We start from the raw sequence: 21,765 nt of genomic DNA on the forward strand, positions 1-21,765 counted from the left end.
GAATTGCCATCAACCGCCCAGATACGCCTTGCGCACCTGGTCGTTGACCAGCAGGTTGGCGCCGGTGTCCTGCAGCACCACGCGCCCGTTTTCCAGCACGTAGCCGCGGTCGGCCACGCCCAACGCCTTGTTGGCGTTCTGTTCGACCAGGAACACCGTCACGCCCTGTTCGCGGATCTCGCGGATGATGTCGAAGATCTGGGCGATCACCAGCGGGGCCAGGCCCAGCGTCGGTTCGTCCAGCAGCAACAGGCGCGGCCGCGTCATCAGCGCGCGGCCGATGGCCAGCATCTGCTGCTCGCCGCCCGACATCAGGCCGGCGCGCTGGCTGGCGCGCTCTTTAAGGCGCGGGAACAGCCCATAGACGTGGTCGATGCCTGCCTGGATCTCCTCGCGCTTGGCGAAGAAGCCGCCCATCATCAGGTTCTCGGCCACGGTCAGGTCCTTGAAGACCCGCCGCCCCTCCGGCGAAATGGCGATGCCATTGCGCATGATGTGGTGCGTGTCCTTGTGGGTGATGTCCTCGCCCTCGAACGTGATCGTGCCTTCCTTGGCGCGGGGGTTGCCGCAGACCGTCATCAACAGCGTGGTCTTGCCCGCGCCGTTGGCGCCGATCAGCGTGACGATCTCGCCCTTGTTGACTTCTACCGACACCCCGTTCAGCGCCTGGATGGCGCCGTAGTAGGTATGAATGTTGTCCAGCTTAAGCATTATTCCTCCCCCAGGTACGCTTTGATGACGCGCTCGTCGTTGCGCACCTGCTCGGGGGTGCCGGTAGTGATGGGCTTGCCGTGCTCCATGACCAGGATGCGGTCCGAGATGCCCATGATCAGGCTCATGTCGTGCTCGATCAGCAGCACCGCGACGCCGAACTCGCGCCGCAGCTGGTCGATCAGCGACTGCAGATCACGTTTTTCCTGAGGATTCAGGCCCGCCGCCGGTTCGTCCAGCATCAGGAGGCGCGGCTTGGTGATCATGCAGCGCGCGATCTCCAGGCGGCGTTGGTGGCCGTAGGCCAGGTTGCCCGCCTCGCGGTTGGCGAACTCGCGCAAGCCCATGAAATCCAGCCATTGCGCCGCGCGCGCCAGCGCATCGGTCTCCGACTGGCGATAGGACTTGAGCTTGAGCAGGCCCGGCAAGAGCCGAGATTCCACCTGGGTATGCTGCGCCACCAGCAGGTTTTCCAGCACGGTCAGTTGCTTGAACAGGCGCACGTTCTGGAAGGTGCGCACCAGCCCGTGGCGCGCGACCTTATGGCTGGGCAGGCCGGTGATGGCCTTGCCGTCCATGGTGATGTCGCCCGCCGTCGGCGCATAGAAGCCGCCCACGCAGTTGAACACGGTGGTCTTGCCGGCCCCGTTGGGGCCGATGATGGCGAACACCTCGTCGGATTTGACTTCGAACGCCACGCTGTCGACGGCCAGCAGGCCGCCGAACCGCATGGTGAGTCCGGAAACTTTCAGCAATGCCTCGCTCATTTAGCCAACTCCACATGGGGACGCTTCATGGGCAACAACCCCTGCGGACGCCACATCATCATCAATACCATCACCAGGCCGAACATCAGCATGCGGTACTCGGCGAATTCGCGCGCGACTTCCGGCAACACCGTCAGCAGCACGGCCGCCAGGATCACGCCCACCTGCGAGCCCATGCCGCCCAGCACCACGATGGCCAGGATCAACGCAGATTCGATGAAGGTGAAGGACTCCGGGTTCACCATGCCCTGGCGCGCTGCGAAGAACGCGCCGCCAAAACCGGCGAACATGGCGCCCAGCGTGAACGCGGACAGCTTGATGCGCGTGGGGTTCAAGCCCAGCGAACGGCAAGCGATCTCGTCTTCGCGCAGCGCTTCCCATGCGCGCCCGACCGGCATGCGGATCAGCCGGGTCGACACGAACAGCGTGGCCAGCGCCAGCAGCAGCGCCATCAGGTACAGATAGACCACCATGTGCTGGTTCTGGAAGGTCCAGCCCATGAATTCATGGAACGTGGTGCCGCCTTCGGTGCTGGCGCGGCGCGTCATTTCCATGCCGAACACCGTCGGCTTGGGAATGCCCGAAATGCCATCCGGGCCGCCCGTCAACGTATTCAGGTTGATCAGCAACAGGCGGATCATTTCACCGAAGCCCAGCGTCACGATCGCCAGGTAGTCGCCGCGCAGCCGCAATACCGGAAAGCCCAGGATGAAGCCGAACAGCGCCGACATGGCGCCCGCAAACGGCAGCGCTTCCCAGAAGCTCCAGCCGCCCCAGTGGTACAGCAAGGCGTAGGTATAGGCGCCGACCGCGTAGAAGCCCACGAAGCCCAGGTCCAGCAGGCCAGCGAAACCCACCACGATGTTCAGGCCCAGGCCCAGCATCACGTAGATCAGCACCAGCGTGGCGATGTCCACCGAGCTGCGCCCGGCGAAGAACGGCCAGATCACCGCGATCGCCAACAGCAGCAGCGCAAGCGGCTTGTGGGTACTGGCCGGCGCGGCCGGCAGTGTGGGCATGCTGGTCTTCAGCTTCTGGAACGGCTTGGCGATCCAGGGGCGCAGCAGCTGGAAGAAGAACACCACCGCGGCGGCAATCGCCACCAGCGACCAGTTCGACTCCATCGTGGTGCGCGCGCCCTGGCGGATCAGCTGCAGGCCGAAGACGGGGGTGACGATGACGGCCGTCAATACGGCCGCCATCGTGGCGTTTTTCAGATTGTTGTTCGACATCAGACTTTTTCCACCTCAGGTTTGCCCAACAGCCCGGTGGGACGGAACAGCAGGATCAGGATCAGCAGCGAGAACGCCACGATGTCCTTGTACTGCGAGGAGATGTAGGCGGCCGCGAAGGTCTCGGCCAGCCCCAGCAGCACGCCGCCCAGCATGGCGCCGGGGATGCTGCCGATGCCGCCCAGCACTGCCGCGGTAAAGGCCTTGATGCCGGCCAGGAAGCCGATGAAGGGGTTGAGCTTGCCGATGGTGATGGCGATCAGCACGCCGCCCACCGCCGCCAGGATCGCGCCCATCACGAAGGTGAACGAGATCACGCGGTTGGTGTCGATGCCCAGCAGGTTCGCCATATGCATGTCCTGCGAGCAGGCGCGCGAGGCGCGGCCCATGCGGGAATACTTGATGAACAGCGTCAGCCCGATCATCAGCAGCACCGTGACCACGATGATCATGATGCGCGAATACGGCACCGTCACGTCGAAGTCGGATCCCATGTGGAACTGCACGGCGCCCGACACCAGCGATGGCACCGCCATGTCGCGCGCGCCCTGGCCCAGGGCCACCCAGTTCTGCAGGAAGATCGACATGCCGATGGCGGAAATCAGCGCCACCAGACGGGGGCTGCCGCGCACGGGCCGGTAAGCGACGCGTTCGACGCTGAATCCGTAGATGCCGGTAACGACGATGGCCACAACCAGCATGGCCGCGATGATGAACGGTATCGGCAAACCGCTATTGGTGCCGATGGCCGTCAAGGTGACCAGGCCGACATAGGCGCCGATCATATAGATTTCGCCGTGAGCGAAGTTGATCATACCGATGATGCCGTAGACCATTGTGTAGCCGATGGCAATCAACGCATAGATCGCGCCCAGAGACAATCCGTTGAAGAATTGCTGGGTAAGTTGGGGTATGAGGTCAGACATTATTTCTCTTGCTCCAAATGGTTCCGGCCCCGGTGGTAAGACCCGGAGCCGGAAACCTGGGCGTATTTTATAAGGGCCTGACATCTGCGCCTGCCGGCCGCACAGCGCTTTTGGCGCATCGCTACGCGGATTACGGCAGAACGAGGACGACAGGCCCTACACGCCGGCGACGTGCCGGCGGATCGCGAGTTTACAGCTGGGTCTTCTTGCCGTCCTTATCCCATTTATAGACGGCGAATTCGAAGTTCTTCAGATCGCCCTTGGCGTCGTACTCGACCTTGCCGATGCCGGTGTTGAACGTCGTCTTGTGCATGTAGTCGGCCACCTTGGCGGGGTCTTCGCCCACCGCGTTGATGCTGTCGGCCAGGATCTGCACGGCGGCGTACGCCGGCATCTGGAAGGCGCCGTCCGGATCGCGCTTGGCGTCCTTGAAGGCCTTCACGATGCTCTCGTTGCCGGGCAGCTTGGTGAAGTCGGCGGGCAGCGTGACCAGCAGGCCGTCGATGGCCGGGCCGGCGATCGCCACCAGATCCTGGTTGGCGGTGCCTTCCGGACCCATGAACTGGACCTTCAGGCCCTGTTCACGCGACTGGCGCAGCAACAGGCCCAGTTCCGGGTGGTAGCCGCCGAAGTAGACCAGGTCCACGCCAGCCGACTTGAGCTTGGTGATGATGGCCGAGTAATCGCTGTCGCCGACGTTGATGCCTTCGAACATGGCGACGTTCACGCCTTCCTTGGCCAGGGAATCCTTGACCTGGGTGGCCACGCCCGAACCGTAGGTCTGCTTGTCATGCAGCACGGCGACCTTCTTGGGCTTCAAGGTCTTGGCGATGTAGCTGGCGGCGTACGGGCCTTGCTGGTCGTCGCGGCCGATGGTGCGGAAGAAGAAGTGCGGCTTGATCGTGTCGGTGACCAGCGGCGAAGTCGCGCCCGGGGTGATGCCGACAATGCCCTCTTCCTCGTAGACCTTCACGGCGGCCACGGTCACGCCCGAGCAGGCGTGGGCCACGGCGAACTTGGCGCCGGAATTGACCACGCGGTTGGCGGCCGGCACGGCCTGCTTGGGTTCGCAGCCGTCGTCGATGAGGATGGGTTCGAGCTTCTTGCCCTTGACGCCGCCCTTGGCGTTGATGGTCTCGATCGCGGTCAATGCGCCGGCCTGGATCTGGTCGCCGTATTGCGTATTGGGGCCGGTCATGGGCTGGGGAATGCCGATCTTGATCGTGTCGGCGGCGTGCGCGGCGCCAGCCAAGGCAAGTGCCCCAAGCGCCATGGCTACCGGGGTAAGGCGATTCAGAAACTTCATGCGGAGTTCTCCAGCGAGGTTTTGAGCGGCTCTGTCCGACGCGGTTTATCGGTTGGGTAATCCGTTAATCCTCGTCGCCCGTCGCCGGCTTCTTGGGCAAAAACACGGTGTGGGCGGTATTCTGGAAGCAAGCCGCCATACTGTCACTGCGTGTAATCCCCAATATTTTGGTCGGCGCCTTTAATCGTGACGGATAGCGGCGGCAAGCCCATGAAATCGCTGGAGAATCGGCGACCGAGCCTTATTTAATATCTGGCGCGGGGCAAGAATTTGTGCTTGAGGATATATATTCGCGCAGATTAATACGCCGTTTAAAGACGCATTTAAATACAGTGCTTACGCGAGCCTTACGAATAATAATTAACGCGCGTAGTAATTCACTGCATTGAAGCGCGTAAGCGGGCCAAAATGCCTGCCCGCCCCAGCCTCTTACTTAAGCATTGGCCGGCTTGGCCAGATTCCACATCAGCGCGCGGAACGGCGCCAGCATGCTGATATTGACCGCCAGCTTGATGGCCAGGTCGCCCATCATCCAGGTCATCCACGGCGCGCCGGTGGCGGCAAAGGCGACACTGAAGAACACGGCGGTATCCAGGATGGCGCCCAGCACGCCCGATACCAGCGGCGCGCGCCACCAGCGCTGGTCGCGCAAGCGGTCGAACACCTGGATGTCGACCAACTGGGCGCAGATATAGGCCAGCCCCGAGGCCAGCGCGATGCGCGGCGACGCCACCCATACCGACACCACCAAGGCGGCGGCGAAGCCGAACCAGACCACCCGGCGCGCGGCCGCCGGACCGAAGCGGCGGTTCAGCACGTCGGTCACCAGGAAAGCCACCGGATAGGACAGCCCGCCCCAGGTCAGCCAATCATTCAGCGGCACCTGGACCAGGATGTTCGAGCCGACCACCACCACCAGCATGCACAGCACGGCGATGGCGAACTGCGGCCGGCTCATGAGAGCGTAGCGCCGCGCAGCAGCGCTGCCGTCCGTGGCCGTCATTTCCCGAATTCCTCCGCCAGCTCGCGCGAGCGTTGCGCGGCAGCGGCCATGGCCTCTTCGACGATGCCGGCAAAGCCCGCCGCGCCGAAGGCATTGAGCGCCGCAGCCGTAGTGCCGCCCTTGGAAGTGACGCGTTCGCGCAGCGTGGCAAGCGGCTCGGAGGATTCGGCCGCCAGGCGCGTGGCGCCGGCCAGCGTGCCCAGCGCCAGCTGCTTGGCCTGCTCGGCCGTCAGGCCGACCTTCTGGCCGCCCGCGACCAGCGCTTCCAGGAACAGGAAGACATAGGCCGGGCCGCTGCCGGACAGGGCCGTCACGCCGTCGAGCGCGGCGTCATCCGCGACCCAGACGACTTCGCCCACGCTGGACAACAGCTGCGCCGCCAGATCGCGGTCGGCCGCGTCCACTCCGTCCAGCGCCGCCAGGCCGGTGATGCCCGCGCCCACCAGGGCCGGCGTATTCGGCATGCAGCGCACCAGGCGCTTGAACGGCGCTTCGGGCGTGCCCAGCCAGCCGGCCAGCGTGTCGGCGCGGATGCCGGCCGCCACGCTTACCACCAAAGTGTCTTCGCGCAGCCATTGACGCGTGGAAGCCACAACGTCTTTCATGTTCTGTGGCTTGACTGCGAACACCCACACACGGCACCCCGCCAGGGCCTCGCTCGGCGCGGTTGCGGTAGTCATGCCGCGGGCCTGCCAGGCGGCGTGCGCATCCTGGTTTATGTCAATGACATGGATGTTGCCAGCGGCGCATACTTTGCCGGCCAGGCCGGAGGCCAGGGCGGCAGCCATATTGCCGCCACCGATGAACGCAATCGAAAGTTCGTTTTTCATAGGAGACGATTGTAAACGGGAGTTCTCGTTGGGAAAAAAAAGAAAAATGTTCGTTCGCGCCTGAAACGCGCAATTTGACAGGCGTTTAGAGTGATGTGAAAGTCACGGTTTTGTCACAAACAATTCATAAGGTGTCGTGTTTTCCGCGTCCGGACAACCCGGCCGCGTCACGCCCAACTGGAGGAACCTCTCTATGCGATCCCACCGTATTGCACTAACCTTTGCCGCCATCATGACGGCTTTCGCAGGCGCCTCCGCGCATGCCGCCACCGAGATCCAATTCTGGCACTCGATGGAAGGCGCCCTGGGCGACCGCGTGAACGGCCTGGTCGACGAATTCAACAAAAAGAACCCCGACTACCAAGTCAAGGCAGTCTACAAGGGCAACTACGGTGAATCCATGAACGCAGGCATCGCCGCGTTCCGCGCCGGCAACGCTCCCGACATCCTCCAGGTGTTCGAAGTCGGCACCGCCACCATGATGTACGCCAAGGGCGCCATCAAGCCGGTGCAGCAGATGTCGGAAGAAGTCGGTAACCCGATCGACCCCAAGGAATTCATTGGCGCCGTGGCCGGCTACTACTCGTCGGCCGACGGCAAGCTGGTGTCGATGCCCTTCAACAGCTCGACCGTGGTGTTCTACTACAACAAGGACGCCTTCAAGAAGGCCGGCCTGGACGCCGACAAGCCGCCCAAGACCTGGGAAGAACTGGCCGCCGCCGGCCAGAAGCTGAAGGCAGCCGGCCAGGAATGCGGCTACACCACCTCCTGGCCGTCGTGGGTCCAGCTGGAAACGTTCTCGGCCTGGCATAACGTGCCCTACGCCACCAAGGACAACGGTTTCGGCGGCCTGGATGCGCGCATCGCCATCAACACCCCGCTGCACGTGCGCCACCTGGACAACCTGGCCAAGCTGGGCAAGGAAGGCATCTTCATGTACGGCGGCCGCGGCGACGAGCCGAACTCGCTGTTCATCAGCGGCAAGTGCGCCATGATCACCGGTTCGTCCGGCCTGCGCGCCAACATCGCCAAGAACGCCAAGTTCGAATTCGGCACCTCGACCCTGCCCTACTACGCCGACGTGCAAGGCGCGCCGCAGAACACCATCATCGGTGGCGCTTCGCTGTGGGTCTTCGCCAACAAGAAGCCGGAAACCTACAAGGGCGTGACCGCGTTCTTCAAGTTCCTGGCCAGCCCGGAAATCGCCGCCCGCTGGCACCAGCAGACCGGCTATGTGCCTGTCACCAAGGCCGCCTACGAGCTGACCAAGAAGGACGGCTTCTACGACAAGAACCCGGGCACCGAAGTCGGCGTCAAGCAGCTGAACGTCGAAACCACCGCGCAATCGCGCGGCCTGCGCCTGGGCTTCCTGCCGCAGATCCGTGAAATCGAAGACGCTGAAATCGAGCGCATCGTTTCCGGCAAGGTCAGCGCCAAGGACGGCGCCGAAAGCATCGTCAAGCGCGGCAACGAACTGCTGGAAAAGTTCGAGAAGAGTGTAAAGTAACGCCCTTCTGAAATGCCGGCTAAGTCCTGTCAATCGGTATTTTCCATGCCGTAACAAGGACTTGGGCGCTTCGGCAGCACGCAGTACAAGGCTTAAGGCCCGGCATTTTCAGGGCTTTAAGCCTCTCGTATTTTACGAAGGCGGTTTCAGGCGGCGGTTACTCCAACCGCCGCTTTTCTGTACCTTGGGTTCCCCCTATGGAAAAACGCGTTGTATTCGGGCACAAGACCTTGCCCTATCTGCTGCTCCTGCCGCAGATCATCATTACCGTGGTCTTCTTCTTCCTGCCTGCCGGCCAGGCCATGTGGCAATCGCTGCGGCTGGAAGATGCTTTCGGACTGTCCTCCGAGTTCGTCGGACTGGACAACTTCATGGAACTGTTCTCGCAACAGGCCTACCTGGATTCCTTCCGCGTCACCGCCGTGTTCTCGATCCTGGTGGCGGTGGTCGGGCTGAGCGTGTCCTTGCTGCTGGCCGTCATGGCAGATCGCGTCATCCGCGGCGCCGGCCTCTACAAGACCCTGCTGATCTGGCCATACGCCGTGGCGCCCGCCGTCGTCGGCGTGCTGTGGCTGTTCCTGTTTTCGCCTTCGGTCGGCATCCTGGCGGTGGCGCTGAACCACTCCGGCGTCGACTGGAACCCGCGTCTGAACGGCAACCAGGCCATGACCCTGGTGCTGATCGCCGCCGTGTGGAAGCAGGTTTCGTATAACTTCCTGTTCTTCCTGGCCGGCCTGCAATCGATTCCGCGCTCGCTCATCGAAGCCGCCGCGATCGACGGCGCCAGCCCGTCGCGCCGCTTCTGGAGCATTGTGTTCCCGCTGCTCTCGCCCACCACGTTCTTCCTGCTGGTGGTCAACATCATCTATGCCTTCTTCGACACCTTCGCCGTGGTGGACACGACCACGCAGGGCGGTCCGGGCACGTCGACCTCGATCCTGGTCTACAAGGTGTACAGCGACGGCTTCCGCGGCCTGGACCTCGGTTCGTCCGCGGCCCAGTCGGTGGTGCTGATGTTCATTGTGATTGCCTTGACGGTCGTGCAGTTCCGCTACGTCGACCGCAAAGTGCAGTATTGATTTTGTCCGAGGCTATAAACAATGGTTGAACGCCGTCCCTGGCTGGATATTCTGGCCCACGTCATTCTGCTCTGCGGCGTGGCGATGGTGGCATTTCCGCTCTACGTCACTTTCGTCGCGTCCACCCAGACCGCGCAAGAAGTGGCTTCCGCGCCGATGTCCCTCATCCCCGGCAAGCATTTCGTCGACAACTACATGCAGGCGCTGTTCGGCGGCTCGTCCGGCGGTTCCTCGGGCGCGCCCGTGGGCCGCATGATGTACGTCAGCCTGATCATGGCGCTGGCGATTTCCATCGGCAAGATCGCCATCTCGCTGCTGTCGGCCTTCGCGGTGGTGTACTTCCGCTTCCCCGGCCGCATGTTCTTCTTCTGGATGATCTTCGTCACGCTGATGCTGCCGGTCGAAGTCCGCATCGCGCCCACCTACAAGGTCGTGGCCGATCTTGGCCTGCTCAACAGCTATGCCGGCCTGACCTTGCCGCTGATTGCCTCGGCCACCGCCACCTTTCTGTTCCGCCAGTTCTTCCTGACGGTGCCGGACGAGCTGATCGAGGCCGCGCGCATCGACGGCGCCGGTCCGGTGCGCTTCTTCCGCGACGTGCTGCTGCCCTTGTCCAAGACCAGCATCGCCGCGCTGTTCGTGATCCAGTTCATCTACGGCTGGAACCAGTACCTGTGGCCGCTACTGGTCACCACGCAGGAAGACATGTATCCCGTCGTCATCGGCATCAAGCGGATGATCAGCGGCGGCGACAGCGTGACCGAATGGAACATCACCATGGCCACCGCCATGCTGGCGATGATCCCGCCGGCGCTGGTCGTCATCCTGATGCAGAAATGGTTCGTCAAGGGTCTGGTCGACACTGAAAAGTGACGCTTACCCACGCTCGCCCACCCGAACACGACTCCGAACACGAATAACTCATGGCTACTCTCAGCTTTCGCAACGTCAAGAAAACCTACGCCGGCAACGTGCCGGTCATCCATGGCATCGACATGGACGTCAAGGACGGTGAATTCATCGTCATCGTCGGCCCGTCGGGCTGCGGCAAGTCCACGCTGATGCGCATGGTCGCCGGCCTGGAAACCGTCACCAGCGGCGACATCGTCATCGACGACAAGGTCGTCAACAACCTGGAACCCGCCGAGCGCGACATCGCGATGGTGTTCCAGAACTACGCGCTCTACCCGCACATGACCGTGTTCGAGAACATGGCCTACGGCTTGAAGATCCGCAAGTTCTCCAAGGACGAGATCAAGAAGCGCGTGGACGTGGCCGCGCAGATCCTGGAACTGAGCCACCTGCTGGACCGCCGCCCGCGCGCGCTGTCCGGCGGCCAGCGCCAGCGCGTGGCCATGGGCCGCGCCATCGTGCGCGAACCCAAGGTGTTCCTGTTCGACGAACCGCTGTCGAACCTGGACGCCAAGCTGCGCGTGGCGATGCGCCTGGAAATCATGAAGCTGCACCGCCGCCTGGGCACCACCAGCCTGTACGTGACCCACGACCAGGTCGAGGCCATGACCTTGGCCCACCGCATGATCGTCATGTACCAGGGCGTGCCCGAGCAGATCGGCACGCCGATGGAAGTGTTCGAAAAGCCCGCATCCACCTTCGTCGCCGGCTTCATCGGCTCGCCGCCGATGAACCTGATGGAAGTGAACGTGGCCGGCGACGGCACGGTGCAGACGCTGGACGGCACCGCGCTGGAAATCTCTCCGCTGCAAGTGCCCTCGCAGGTGCGCGGCCGCAAGGTCATCATGGGCATGCGCCCCGAGCACATGCTGCTGAACACCCAGGGCGTGCCGGCCGAAGTCGAGATGGTCGAAACGCTGGGCTCCGAGCAACTGGTCCACAGCCGCTGCGGCAAGTCCATGCTGGTCGTGCGCTGCACTACGCGCCAGTTGTCCGAGTCGTCGGCCAAGGTCGGCGACCGCGTCAACCTGGGCCCGGACGGCCGCCATCCGCTGCACTGGTTCGAGGCCGACACCGGCCGCCGCGTGCAAGGCCTGTAAATGCATCCCGGGCGGAACCGGCGGCGCTGCCCGTCCGGATCCGCCCCGCCCGTTTCCAGTCGGAAACGGGTTCTCCCCCGATCAGTACGAGTACGTCATCATGGTGCCTATGGTGTACTGCGCGCGGTCCTTCACGATGGGGCTGTCCGCGGCGTCGCCAAACAGGCGCCGCGCTTCCGCCGCCGTGGTCCAAGACCAGGACTTGCTCAGCGGCACCGTCCAGGTCGCGCCCAGGCCCACGCTCTCTAGGCCGCCCTTGGGCGTGTACTTGCGATAGCCGGACTTCGCCGACTGGTTGCCGCTCACGCCGTACCAGGTGCGCATGTAATTGCCGTCGCCGAAGGTGCCGGACAGCGCCAGCGAAATCGCTCCCGCGTTGCCCTCGTACACCATGGTGCTGGCCCCCAGATTGAACATGGTGTAGGCGCTGCCCACATCGCGGTTGTCGCCCTTCTTGAACGCGTGCGCCACCGTCGCCGACAGGGTCACCGGGCCCAGCGTCGTTTCAGCGTCCATGCCGATCTGCGCGCGGCTTTCGATGTCGCCCATGCCGCGCAGCTTGTCCGACCCCTGGAACCCTTTCTTGTGGTCCTTGCGCGAGGCGCTGGGCGCAAGATAGAAGCGGAAGGTGCTGTCCAGCGCCTGCGTTTCCCAGCCCAGGCCATGGTCGGTGCCGAGGAAGAAGCCGCCCGGGCTGCGCACGCCCAGGCCGATGATGGGCACGGCGGAATATTCGTCGCTGCCGCTATAGCGCGGCGCGTAACCGGCGCCCAGCGTGCCGTAGAACAGCCATTCTTCGGCCGGCCCCTCTCCGGTCGCTACCGTCAACCCGCGCGAACTGGCCCCGCGCTGGCCGTAGACGGAACTGGTCGCAGCGTCATCGGCCAGGGATAGTCCCGGAACTAATGCCAGCAGGCACGCGGCGCCGGCGCCGCGCGTAAACAGGGAAGAACGGATTTTTCGCTTCATAACAGCTTCCAAGAAACGAGGTTGAGGGGGTAAAACCGTAGAGCCGAGGACGGCCCGATCTATTGAGTGACAGCGCCCTGCTTGGCCTGGCGCATCAGCGCCATTGCCATCGTCGACACCGCGGCGACCAGCGGTTCGCTGGTGTCGGAATTGCTCATGACGAGCACGGCAAGCTTGTCGCGCGGCGCCAGCACAAAGCGCGAATGAAAGGCTTCGGTGGCGCCGCTGTGCTGGCGCAAAGGCGCGCCGGCGATGTCCTCGCCACAGGGCGCCGCCAGCCACGACAGCGCCAGGCGGCATTCCAGCGCCAGGCCGCCCTCCACCGTTTCCATGTCGAGCACGGCGCGGGCCGACTCGGCATTCAGCACGCGGCGGCCCTGGTAGAGGCCGTCGGCGAAAAGCATGCTGGAGAAGCGCGCCATCTCGGAGGTGCTGAGCCACAGGCCGTCGGCGGCCTCATTCGGCTGCGGCGCCTCGGTCCAGGGCGCGCCGCGGCGGTAGCCCGAGGCGCGCAGATCGAGCATGCGGGAGCTGGGATGAAAGCCGGCTCGCGGCATGTTCAAGGGCTGCATGATCGTGCGGCGCACATAGGCGTCGAAGGGCTCGCTGGCCACGTGCGCAACCATGTCCCCCAGCAAGGCGTAAGCCATGTCGGCACGCGCGCGTCCCATGGTGTCTTCCAGCGATCCCGGGTGCACGGCCAGCAGGTTGCGCGCGGTGAAGGGATGCGTGCCCAGCCATTGCATGGCGCCGCGGCGCGGCTGGATGTCCCAATCGGGCAGCGCCTGCGAGGCCGGCTGGTCCAGCGCCAGGCGTCCGTCATCGGCGGCGCGCAGCACGCCCGCCGCGGTGACGATCTTGGTGATGCTTCCTACGCGGTACAGCGTGTCGCTGGTGGCGCTGCGGTGGCGCAGCGGATCCGCGTAGCCGAAGCCGGTGCTCCACACCACGCGCTGGTCGTCGACGATGGCGATCGACAGGCCCGGCACGCCGGACGCATCCAGGTCATAGGGGATGCGCTGGGCCAGATAGCCGACGACCGCCTGGTAGTCGCCCTGCGCGATCGGCGGCGGCGTGTCGGGAGGCACGCCCTGGCAACCGCCCGCGGCGACCAGCAACATACCTACGGCAACCAGGCGGCTGAGGGAAAACATGGCTAGCGGCAAGACCTCTGTAGAGAACTGCCGTCATGCTAGCCACGCGCGTATTCGCGATCTTTCCCGCTTTGTATGGAGTTTGTGAAGATTGCGGCGGCGGTTTGTGAAGTTTGTTTACGTTGTGCCGCGCCGCGCCGTCAGGCGGTCTTCCAGCTGATCACGAAACGCGCGCCGCCCAGGGGGCTGTCGCTGGCCTGCACCGTGCCGTTGTGCCAGCGTGCCACCCGACTGACGATGGCCAGGCCCAGCCCCACCCCGCCCGTGCCGCGATCGCGGCTTTCGTCCAGGCGGATGAAAGGCTCGAAAACGCGCTCGCGGTCCGCCGGCGGGATGCCTGGGCCGTCGTCGTCCACGATCAGCACGTACTCGCGCGAGCCCGGGCTGATCAGGCTGACCTGGACCTGCCGGCCGGCATGCCGGATGGCGTTCTGCAGCAGGTTGAGCAAGGCGCGCGTCATGTAGCGCTGGTGCAGGTGTACCTCGGGCACCTGGCACAGCGCCACCTCGCAACGCACGCCCGAGACCCCGGCCTCGAATGCGGCATGCTGCACCACCGAATCCAGCCAGCCGCGCGCATCCTGCGCCTGCAGCGCCACGCCGTCGCCCTTGTGCTCCAGACGGGCGTACATCAGCAACTCGGAAGCCATGGCATCCAGTTCGGCCACGTCGCTCTTCATTTCCTCGACCAGCCGCTTGCGGGCGGCCGGGTCCTCCTCCCGGTCCATCATGTCCAGCTCGAACGACAGGCGCGCAATCGGCGTGCGCAGTTCGTGCGACACGGCGTTGGTCAGGTCGCGCTGGTTGCCTACCAGGGCGCTGATGCGGTCGGACATCTGGTTGAAGGTATCGCCCAGGTTGCGGATGCTGGAATGGCGCGAGAGGCGCGCGCGCGCCTGCAGATCGCCCTGCCCCATGCGCAGGGCTGCGGTCTTCAGGGCCTCCAGGTCGCGCCAGATGGGCAAGGCCCACACCAGCATGAAGGCGCACAGCAGCAGGCCCAGGGCGGAATACACCGCCGCCATCAGCCAGGGGCCGATGGACGGTTCGGGCGGCAGTTTGACCTCGAGCCATTGCTTGCCCGGGCCCGGAATCGCCGCCACGAAGGTCTGCTGCTTGTCGCGCACGAAGAAGCTGCCGGACTCCACCATGGCGCGCTCGTCTTCGGTAGCCCCGTAGCTGTCGGCGTCGACCACCTTTAGCGCCAGGCCGTAATGCGGCGCCAGCGCGTCGCGCACGTGCGCCTCGCGCTCGGCGGGCGGCACGCCGCCCAGTTCCTGCACCAGGCTGTGGATCTGGCCCCGCACCGCTTCGCGCGTGTAAGCATCGCTGACGGGTTCGAAGAAGTAATTGGCCGACCGGTCCACCACTTCGTTGGAAATGACGAAGCCTATCGCCAACACCACGAACAGCCGCAGGACAAACTTAAGCATCACCGCCCTCGTGTGCCTTGGGCGAGAACAGATAGCCCTTGCCCCACACGGTCTTGATGCGCGCGGGGTCGCGCGGATCGTCGTCCAGCTTGCGCCGCAGCTTGCTGACGCAGACATCGACGCTGCGGTCCAGCCCGTTGAACTCGATGCCGCGCACCGCATTGAGCAGGTCGTCGCGGGTCAGCACCTGGCCGGCCTGGCTGGCCAGCGCCCACAGCATTTCGAACTCCATCGTGGTCAGGTCCACTTCAGAGCCGGCATGGACCACGGCGCGCGTGCGCCGGTCTATGACCAGGGGACCGAACTCCAGGCGCTCCGGCGGTTCGTCCAACTGGCTGTGCCGCCGCAGCAGCGCCCGGATCCGCGCCAGCAGCACGCGGGGTTCCACGGGCTTGATGACGTAGTCGTCCGCGCCCGATTCCAGGCCCAGGATCTGGTCCAGGTCGTCTTCACGGGCCGTCAGCATCAGGATGGGCGCCGACGAGAACGCGCGCAGGTCGCGGCAGACCTGCAGGCCGTCACGGCCGGGCAGCATCAGGTCCAGGATGGTGATGGCCGGGTCATGCCTGCGGAAAGCCTCCACCGCGTGATCGCCGCGGTAGGCCTGGGCCACATTGAACCCGTGCTGCTCCAGGAACTGCGCGATCAGGCGCGACAGTTTCGGATCGTCTTCGACTAACAAGGCCTTGGTCATGGTGTCCAGACAGAAAAAAGTGAGGTCGATGGCGCCGCATTCTACGCAATCGCGGCGGACGGGCGTTCGACCGGGAAGCCTCCCGCCGGTTCCGCGGCCCGACGGAAGAACAAAAAAGCCGGGCCGGAAGACTGTCGCTTCCGGCCCGGCATGTCGTGGAACGCAGAGTGGTTCCGCCCGTGTCGCGGGCCGCAGGCCCGCTCGCGGACTTACTTGTAGACGGTCTTGGAACCGTCCTTGTGCCAGGTGAACACGTCGAACTGGAAGTTCGTCAGGTCGCCTTGCTTGTTCCAGGACACCTTGCCGATAGGCGTGTCGAAGGAGTTGGCGTGCAGGTACTTGGCGACCTTGGTCGGGTCGTCGCTGCCCGCGCCCTTGATGCCGTCGGCGATGACCTGGGTAGCCGTGTAGGCGGTCATCTGGAAGGCGCCGCTGGCGTTGCGCTTCTTGGCCTCGAAGGCCTTGACGATGTCGGCGTTGGCGGCGTTCTGGGTGAAGTCGGCCGGCAGCGTCAGCAGCATGCCTTCGACGGCGTCGCCGGCAATGGCGTTGATGTCGGGGTTGCCCGTGCCTTCCGGACCCATCCACTTGGCCTTCACGCCCTGTTCGGCCGCCTGGCGCAGCAGCAGGCCCATTTCGGGGTGGTAGCCGCCGTAGTAGACGAAGTCCACGCCCTGGCTCTTCAGCTTGGTGATGACGGCCGAGTAGTCGCTGTCGCCGGCATTGATGCCTTCGAACACGGCGACGGCCACGCCACCCTTCTCCAGGTCGTTCTTGACCGCGGTGGCGATGCCCTGGCCGTAGGACTGCTTGTCATGCAGTACGGCGACCTTCTTGGGCTTGATCTTGTCCAGGATGAACTTGGCGGCGGCGGGGCCTTGCTGGTCGTCGCGGCCGATGGTGCGGAAGATGAACTCGTAGTTCTTGCCGTCGGTCAGCGCCGGCGACGTGGCCGAGGGCGTGACCATGACCACGCCTTCGTTGTTGTAGATATCGGCGGCGGCGATGGTGGCGCCCGAGCACACGTGGCCCACGACGAAACCGATCTTGCTGTTGACGACGCGGTTGGCGGCGACCGGGCCTTGCTTCGGTTCGCAGCCGTCGTCGATCACGACGGTTTCCAGCTTCTTGCCGTTGATGCCGCCGGCGGCGTTGATGCGTTCGACCGCGGTATCGACCCCTTCACGGACCATATCGCCATACTGAGTGACCGCGCCGGTGGTGGGGCCGACGACGCCGATCTTGATGGTTTGCGCTTGCGCTCCCGAGGCAAACGCCAGACCGGCCGCGACGCCCAGCGCTGCGATGACCGGGGTCAGACGAAAAACTGGCTTCATGTGTGGACTCCTCTAATGATTTGTAATCGTTAGTTTTTTGCACCGTGGCGGACGCCGGATCATCTCCAGGCCAAGCATGCCTGCTGGACTGCCCTTTGCAGGGGTTTCGGCCCCGGTCACGCCCGGTTGCATTGCGATTGCACGGCAAGCATACACTGAAAAATAGCCCTTCCCAGGCCAGTTTCGGACCACTTTGATACCCGTCCGATTATTGCGCTGCGGCATTCTTCGCCGCCCGCCCTTATGCCCGCCAGCGTATATGCAAAAGACGATTTATTCGTTTGCGTTACTAAGGCCGCGCGGCATCATGGCCGCCATGAGACTCCAACCGATCATCGTTCCCGGATGGAAAAACTCCGGACCCCAACACTGGCAATCGCGCTGGATGGCCCTGCTGCCGCATGCGCGCCGGGTCGAACAACGCGACTGGGAACATCCGGCTCCCAGCGAATGGATCGCGGCGCTTGCCACCGAAGTGAATGAGGCCCGCAGTCCCGTCCTTCTGATTGCGCACAGCCTGGGTTGCCTGATCAGCGCCGCCTTGCCGGTGCCGCTGCGCGCCAAGATCGCGGGCGCCCTGCTGGTGGCGCCCGCCGACGTTGAACGGGAAAGCGCGCCCGCCTGCCTGCGGGACTTCGCGCCTGTGCCGCGCCAGTCGCTGCCCTACCAGAGCGTGTTGGTCGCCAGCGACAACGATCCGTATTGCCAGCTGGAACGCGCCCGCGCCTTCGCGCGCGATTGGGGCAGCCGGCTTGTGATCGTGCCGGGCGCGGGCCACCTCAATGCCCACAGCGGCCTGGACGACTGGCCGCAAGGTTTGAAGCTGCTAGGCGCGCTGCGCCGCCGGGCGGTATGGCGGGTATCGCCGCCGCCCGAACGCATCGCGCCGATTCCCGCCCGGCCGCTGTCGCACCAGACCTGAGCGCGGTCTGGCCACAGACGAAAAAAAACCGGAGCCGCGAGGCTCCGGTTTGCTCATGCGGCGGCTGCCGCTGCGGTCACTGCAGCAGGCTGCGCAGCATCCAGGCATTCTTTTCGTGCACGTCCAGACGTTGCGTCAGCAGGTCGGCCGTGGGCTGGTCGTTGGCGGCATCGGCCTTCTCGAACGCGGCGCGCGCGGTCTTGGCGACGGACTCGTTGGCGGTCACCAGCAGACGCACCATTTCCAGGGCCTCGGGCACCGAGTCCGGCTCGGAGATCGAAGACAGTTTGCCGAATTCGCGATAAGTGCCCGGCGCGTAATGGCCCAGCGCGCGAATACGTTCGGCGATGCTGTCCAGCGCATTCCACTCTTCCGTGTACTGGGTCATGAACATCAGGTGCAGCGTGTTGAACATGGGCCCCGTAACGTTCCAGTGGAAGTTGTGCGTCATCAGGTACAGCGTGTACGAGTCGGCCAGCAGCTTGGACAGTTCGCCGGCGACGGCGGCGCGGTCCTTGTCCGAGATACCGATGTTGATGCGCGGAACGCTGGAGGTCTTCTTGGGGGACTTGGCCATTGCTAGCTCCTAGGGATGAATGTGCGAAACAAGGATAACACTGCAAATACGGCGAAATGCCGCAATATCCGCTGCTACGGTCAATAAGTCCTGCGACCTTTTGACGCGGCGCAAGCCGCGCGCGCCGGGCCGCCGGACAACGGTCTGGAAATCAATCCTGCACCGCCGCGACCTCGTCGGTCAGCATCTTCACGCCAGGCAGATCGCAGGCATACACCGCCTGCGCCAGCGCCTCGATGGCGGCCAGGCGCGGGAAGCTGCGGCGCCAGGCCAGCACCACGCGGCGCTCCGGCACATGGCCCTCAAACGGCAGATAGCGCAACAGGCTGTTGGAAGGCGGCTGCTCCGGCACCGCGGTCACGGGCAGGACGGTCACGCCTATGCCGGCAGCGACCATGTGGCGGATGGTCTCCAGCGAGGACCCTTCGAAGGTGCGCTGGATGCCGTCGCTAGCGGCCGAAAAACGCGACAGTTCGGGGCAGACTTCCAGCACTTGATCGCGGAAGCAATGGCCGCTGCCCAACAGCAACATGGTCTGCTGCTTCAGGTCCTGCGCGTCGATGGATTTGCGCCGCGCCAGCTCGTGGTCATTGGGCACGGCCACGATGAAAGGCTCATCGTAGAGGGGCTGCATGACCAGGCCGGCCTCGGGCAGCGGCAAGGCCATGATGGCGCAGTCGATTTCGCCCTGACGCAGCAGCTCGACCAGGCGCACCGTGAAGTTCTCTTGCAGCAGCAGCGGCATCTGCGGAGTGCGGCCGATCTGCACCGGCACCAGCCGGGGCAGCAGGTACGGGCCTATGGTGTGAATGACACCGACGCGCAAGGGGCCGGCCAAGGGGTCGTGCCCCTGGCGCGCAATTTCCTTGATGCTGGCGCTTTCTTCCAGCACCTTCTGCGCCTGCGCCACGATGCGCTGGCCAATCGGAGTGACGCCAACCTCGGCGCCGCCGCGCTCGAACAGCGTCACGCCCAATTCGTCCTCCAGCTTGCGTATCGCTACCGAGAGCGTGGGCTGGCTGACGAAACAGGCCTCGGCCGCCCGGCCGAAATGCCGTTCGCGCGCCACGGCGACGATGTACTTGAGTTCGGTGAGAGTCATGGTGGACTACGCCCCCGGGGTTATGCCCCAGCCTCGTGGCTGGCGCTTGCTAGATTAAGGTTCGCGGCTGGCTGCATGGTCAGGTGCGCAGGAAGTCCTCGCGCCCGCGCATCCAGCGCGCCAGATGCGCTTCGACCGCGGCCGGGTGTTCGGCGCGCAGCCAGACCGCGGCGTCGCGCGCGTCCTCGGCGATGGCCGCGTCGGTTTCCAAGTCGGCGAAGCGCAATAGCGCCATGCCCGACTGGCGCGTGCCCAGGAATTCGCCCGGGCCGCGCTGTTCCAGGTCGCGCCGGGCGATTTCAAAGCCGTCGGAGGTTTCGAACATGGCCCGCAGCCGTTCGCGCGCCACCTGCGACAGCGGCGTCTGATAGAGCAGCACGCATACCGATTCGGCGGTGCCGCGCCCTACCCGGCCGCGCAGCTGGTGCAGCTGGGCCAGGCCGAAGCGTTCGGCGTGTTCGATCACCATGAGCGAGGCGTTCGGCACGTCCACGCCGACCTCGATGACGGTAGTGGCGACCAGCAGATCCACCTCGCCATCGCGGAAGGCCTGCATCACGGCGGCCTTCTCGGCTTGCGGCAGCCGGCCGTGCACCAGGCCGATGCGCAGGTCCGGCAGATCGACCCGCATGCCTTCGTAGGTATCCACGGCGGTCTGAAGTTCCAGGGCCTCGCTTTCCTCGACCAGCGGACAGACCCAGTAGGCCTGCTGCCCGCCGCGCGCGGCCTGCGCGATGTGGGCGATGACTTCCTCGCGCCGCGCGTCCGACACCAGCTTGGTCAGGACGGGGCTGCGCCCGGGCGGCAGCTCGTCGATGACCGAAACGTCCAGATCGGCGAAGAAGGTCATGGCCAGTGTGCGCGGAATCGGCGTCGCGCTCATGTTGAGCTGGTGCGGCACGTTGCGGCCGCGCACGGTTTCGCCCTTGCGCGTCAGCGCCAGGCGCTGCCCGACGCCGAAGCGGTGCTGTTCATCGACGATGGACAGGCCCAGCCGGTGGAATTCGACGTGGTCCTGGATCAGGGCCTGCGTGCCCACGATCAATTGCACGCTGCCGTCCGCCGCCGCTGCGGCCGCCTCGCGCCGCGCCTTGGCCGACAGGCTGCCGCTCAGCCAGGCCACGTTTACGCCCAGCGGCTGCAGCCAGGACACCAGCTTGCGGAAGTGCTGTTCCGCCAGGATTTCGGTGGGCGCCATCAGCGCGACCTGGGCGCCGCTGGCAATGGCCTGGGCGGCGGCGATGGCCGCCACCACGGTCTTGCCGCTGCCCACGTCGCCCTGCAGCAGTCGATGCATGGGATACGGCTTGGCCAGGTCGGCGGAGATTTCCTGGACCACGCGCTCCTGCGCGCCGGTCAGCTTGAACGGCAGCGCTTCATATAACTTGGCGACCAGGCCGCCGGCCTCGTTGCGCGCCGGCAGCGATTCGGCTTCCTTGACGCGGCGCGCGGCGCGCGCAGCCGCCAGCGACAGCTGCTGCGCCAGCAGTTCGTCGAACTTGATGCGGCGCCAGGCGGGATGCACGCGATCCAGCAGAGCCTGCTCGGACTCGCCCTGGGCCGGCGTGTGCAAGGCGCGGATGGCCGGCTCGAACGGCGGCAGGTCGTAGCGCGCACGCGCCTCGTCGGGCAAGGTGTCGGACAGGTCGGCGCGGTCCAGCGCCTGCGCGATGGCGCGGCGCAAGGTCAGTTGGGGCAGGCCTTCGGTGCTGGGATAGACGGGCGTCAGCGCGGTGGGCAACGGCGCGTCGGCATTGGTCATGCGCGGGTGCACCATCTGGCGCCCGAACAGGCCGCCGCGGACCTCGCCGCGCGCGCGCAGGCGCTTGCCCACGCTGACTTGCTTCTGCTGGCTGGGATAGAAATTCAGCCAGCGCAATTGCAGTTCGCCGCTGTCGTCGGCCAGGGTGGCGGTCAGCTGGCGCCGGGGCCGGTAGGAGACCTCGGATTTCGTGATCTCGCCTTCCACCTGGCCGGCAAAACCAGGCCGCAGATCGCTGATCGGGACGATGCGGGTTTCGTCTTCGTAGCGCAGCGGCAGGTGCAGCACGAAGTCCTCGGGCAGCACCAAGCCCAGGTTACGGAGCTTGCGCTCCGTATCCGTCATTGCTTTGCCGGCGCCTTTGTTATCGGCGCCGGACCGCTTGGAAGCCGCGGTTGCGGCCGGCATGGAGAAACGAACCTCTGGATCGAAAAGTCCGGGC

20 protein-coding genes are annotated in these 21,765 nt (G+C 64.9%); 5 read left to right on the forward strand and 15 right to left on the reverse strand.

Annotated features, from left to right (window positions below; translation table 11 throughout):
• Positions 1-9: 9 nt before the first annotated feature.
• The 7 genes from AXYL_RS16435 to proC form a co-directional block, all read right to left on the reverse strand.
• On the reverse strand, positions 10-711 hold the full coding sequence (locus tag AXYL_RS16435) for an ABC transporter ATP-binding protein (protein ID WP_013393945.1): 702 nt from the start codon (positions 709-711) through the stop codon (positions 10-12).
• Positions 711-1,478, reverse strand: coding sequence for a high-affinity branched-chain amino acid ABC transporter ATP-binding protein LivG (livG, locus tag AXYL_RS16440; RefSeq protein ID WP_013393946.1), 768 nt, complete (start codon positions 1,476-1,478; stop codon positions 711-713). Before livG ends, AXYL_RS16435 begins: the two co-directional genes overlap by 1 nt.
• On the reverse strand, positions 1,475-2,710 hold the full coding sequence (locus AXYL_RS16445) for a high-affinity branched-chain amino acid ABC transporter permease LivM (RefSeq protein WP_013393947.1): 1,236 nt from the start codon (positions 2,708-2,710) through the stop codon (positions 1,475-1,477). The genes livG and AXYL_RS16445 overlap by 4 nt, the downstream gene beginning before the upstream one ends.
• Positions 2,710-3,636 carry a high-affinity branched-chain amino acid ABC transporter permease LivH gene (livH, locus tag AXYL_RS16450; protein WP_013393948.1) on the reverse strand — a complete coding sequence of 309 codons (927 nt, stop codon included), beginning with the start codon at positions 3,634-3,636 and terminating at the stop codon, positions 2,710-2,712. The genes AXYL_RS16445 and livH overlap by 1 nt, the downstream gene beginning before the upstream one ends.
• 190 nt (positions 3,637-3,826) lie before the next feature.
• Complete coding sequence (locus AXYL_RS16455; RefSeq protein ID WP_013393949.1) at positions 3,827-4,942, reverse strand: high-affinity branched-chain amino acid ABC transporter substrate-binding protein; 1,116 nt, start codon at positions 4,940-4,942, stop codon at positions 3,827-3,829.
• Positions 4,943-5,375: 433 nt separating this feature from the next.
• Positions 5,376-5,945, reverse strand: coding sequence for a queuosine precursor transporter (locus AXYL_RS16460; protein WP_013393950.1), 570 nt, complete (start codon positions 5,943-5,945; stop codon positions 5,376-5,378).
• Positions 5,942-6,775 carry a pyrroline-5-carboxylate reductase gene (proC, locus tag AXYL_RS16465; RefSeq protein WP_013393951.1) on the reverse strand — a complete coding sequence of 278 codons (834 nt, stop codon included), beginning with the start codon at positions 6,773-6,775 and terminating at the stop codon, positions 5,942-5,944. The genes AXYL_RS16460 and proC overlap by 4 nt, the downstream gene beginning before the upstream one ends.
• A 193-nt stretch (positions 6,776-6,968) precedes the next feature.
• Between proC and ugpB the strand changes: the two genes are divergently transcribed.
• The 4 genes from ugpB (at position 6,969) to AXYL_RS16485 (ending at position 11,373) form a co-directional block, all read left to right on the forward strand.
• Positions 6,969-8,282: a sn-glycerol-3-phosphate ABC transporter substrate-binding protein UgpB gene (gene ugpB, locus AXYL_RS16470; RefSeq protein ID WP_013393952.1), complete on the forward strand. Its 1,314-nt coding sequence runs from the start codon at positions 6,969-6,971 to the stop codon at positions 8,280-8,282.
• A 197-nt stretch (positions 8,283-8,479) separates the two neighbouring features.
• Complete coding sequence (gene ugpA / locus AXYL_RS16475; protein WP_013393953.1) at positions 8,480-9,361, forward strand: sn-glycerol-3-phosphate ABC transporter permease UgpA; 882 nt, start codon at positions 8,480-8,482, stop codon at positions 9,359-9,361.
• A 21-nt stretch (positions 9,362-9,382) separates the two neighbouring features.
• Positions 9,383-10,234 carry a sn-glycerol-3-phosphate ABC transporter permease UgpE gene (ugpE, locus tag AXYL_RS16480; protein ID WP_013393954.1) on the forward strand — a complete coding sequence of 284 codons (852 nt, stop codon included), beginning with the start codon at positions 9,383-9,385 and terminating at the stop codon, positions 10,232-10,234.
• Positions 10,235-10,284: 50 nt separating this feature from the next.
• Entirely contained in the window at positions 10,285-11,373 is a 1,089-nt protein-coding gene (locus AXYL_RS16485) for a sn-glycerol-3-phosphate import ATP-binding protein UgpC (RefSeq protein WP_013393955.1), read from the forward strand.
• An 81-nt stretch (positions 11,374-11,454) separates the two neighbouring features.
• Here the strand turns inward: AXYL_RS16485 and AXYL_RS16490 are convergent, their stop codons facing one another.
• The 5 genes from AXYL_RS16490 to AXYL_RS16510 form a co-directional block, all read right to left on the reverse strand.
• The gene (locus AXYL_RS16490; RefSeq protein ID WP_013393956.1) at positions 11,455-12,342 is read right to left on the reverse strand and encodes a MipA/OmpV family protein; all 888 of its coding nucleotides are present in this window, start codon (positions 12,340-12,342) and stop codon (positions 11,455-11,457) included.
• Between the two features lie 59 nt (positions 12,343-12,401).
• A complete protein-coding gene (locus AXYL_RS16495; RefSeq protein ID WP_041653736.1) occupies positions 12,402-13,496 on the reverse strand; it encodes a serine hydrolase domain-containing protein in 1,095 nt (364 codons plus the stop codon).
• 140 nt (positions 13,497-13,636) lie between these two features.
• Complete coding sequence (locus AXYL_RS16500) at positions 13,637-14,929, reverse strand: ATP-binding protein (protein WP_013393958.1); 1,293 nt, start codon at positions 14,927-14,929, stop codon at positions 13,637-13,639.
• Entirely contained in the window at positions 14,922-15,623 is a 702-nt protein-coding gene (locus AXYL_RS16505) for a response regulator (protein WP_013393959.1), read from the reverse strand. The genes AXYL_RS16500 and AXYL_RS16505 overlap by 8 nt, the downstream gene beginning before the upstream one ends.
• Positions 15,624-15,832: 209 nt before the next feature.
• Entirely contained in the window at positions 15,833-16,960 is a 1,128-nt protein-coding gene (locus AXYL_RS16510) for a branched-chain amino acid ABC transporter substrate-binding protein (protein ID WP_013393960.1), read from the reverse strand.
• 316 nt (positions 16,961-17,276) lie between these two features.
• Between AXYL_RS16510 and AXYL_RS16515 the strand changes: the two genes are divergently transcribed.
• On the forward strand, positions 17,277-17,882 hold the full coding sequence (locus AXYL_RS16515) for an RBBP9/YdeN family alpha/beta hydrolase (RefSeq protein WP_041655663.1): 606 nt from the start codon (positions 17,277-17,279) through the stop codon (positions 17,880-17,882).
• A 76-nt stretch (positions 17,883-17,958) separates the two neighbouring features.
• Here AXYL_RS16515 and AXYL_RS16520 read toward each other — a convergent pair whose 3' ends face one another.
• The 3 genes from AXYL_RS16520 to recG form a co-directional block, all read right to left on the reverse strand.
• Entirely contained in the window at positions 17,959-18,459 is a 501-nt protein-coding gene (locus AXYL_RS16520) for a Dps family protein (protein ID WP_013393962.1), read from the reverse strand.
• 151 nt (positions 18,460-18,610) lie between these two features.
• On the reverse strand, positions 18,611-19,561 hold the full coding sequence (locus tag AXYL_RS16525) for a LysR substrate-binding domain-containing protein (protein WP_013393963.1): 951 nt from the start codon (positions 19,559-19,561) through the stop codon (positions 18,611-18,613).
• A gap of 79 nt (positions 19,562-19,640) precedes the next feature.
• Positions 19,641-21,731, reverse strand: a complete 2,091-nt coding sequence (gene recG / locus AXYL_RS16530) for an ATP-dependent DNA helicase RecG (RefSeq protein WP_013393964.1) — start codon at positions 21,729-21,731, stop codon at positions 19,641-19,643.
• Positions 21,732-21,765: the final 34 nt, after the last annotated feature.

This window comes from Achromobacter xylosoxidans A8 (assembly GCF_000165835.1).
Classification (GTDB): Bacteria; Pseudomonadota; Gammaproteobacteria; order Burkholderiales; family Burkholderiaceae_B; genus Achromobacter; species Achromobacter xylosoxidans_B.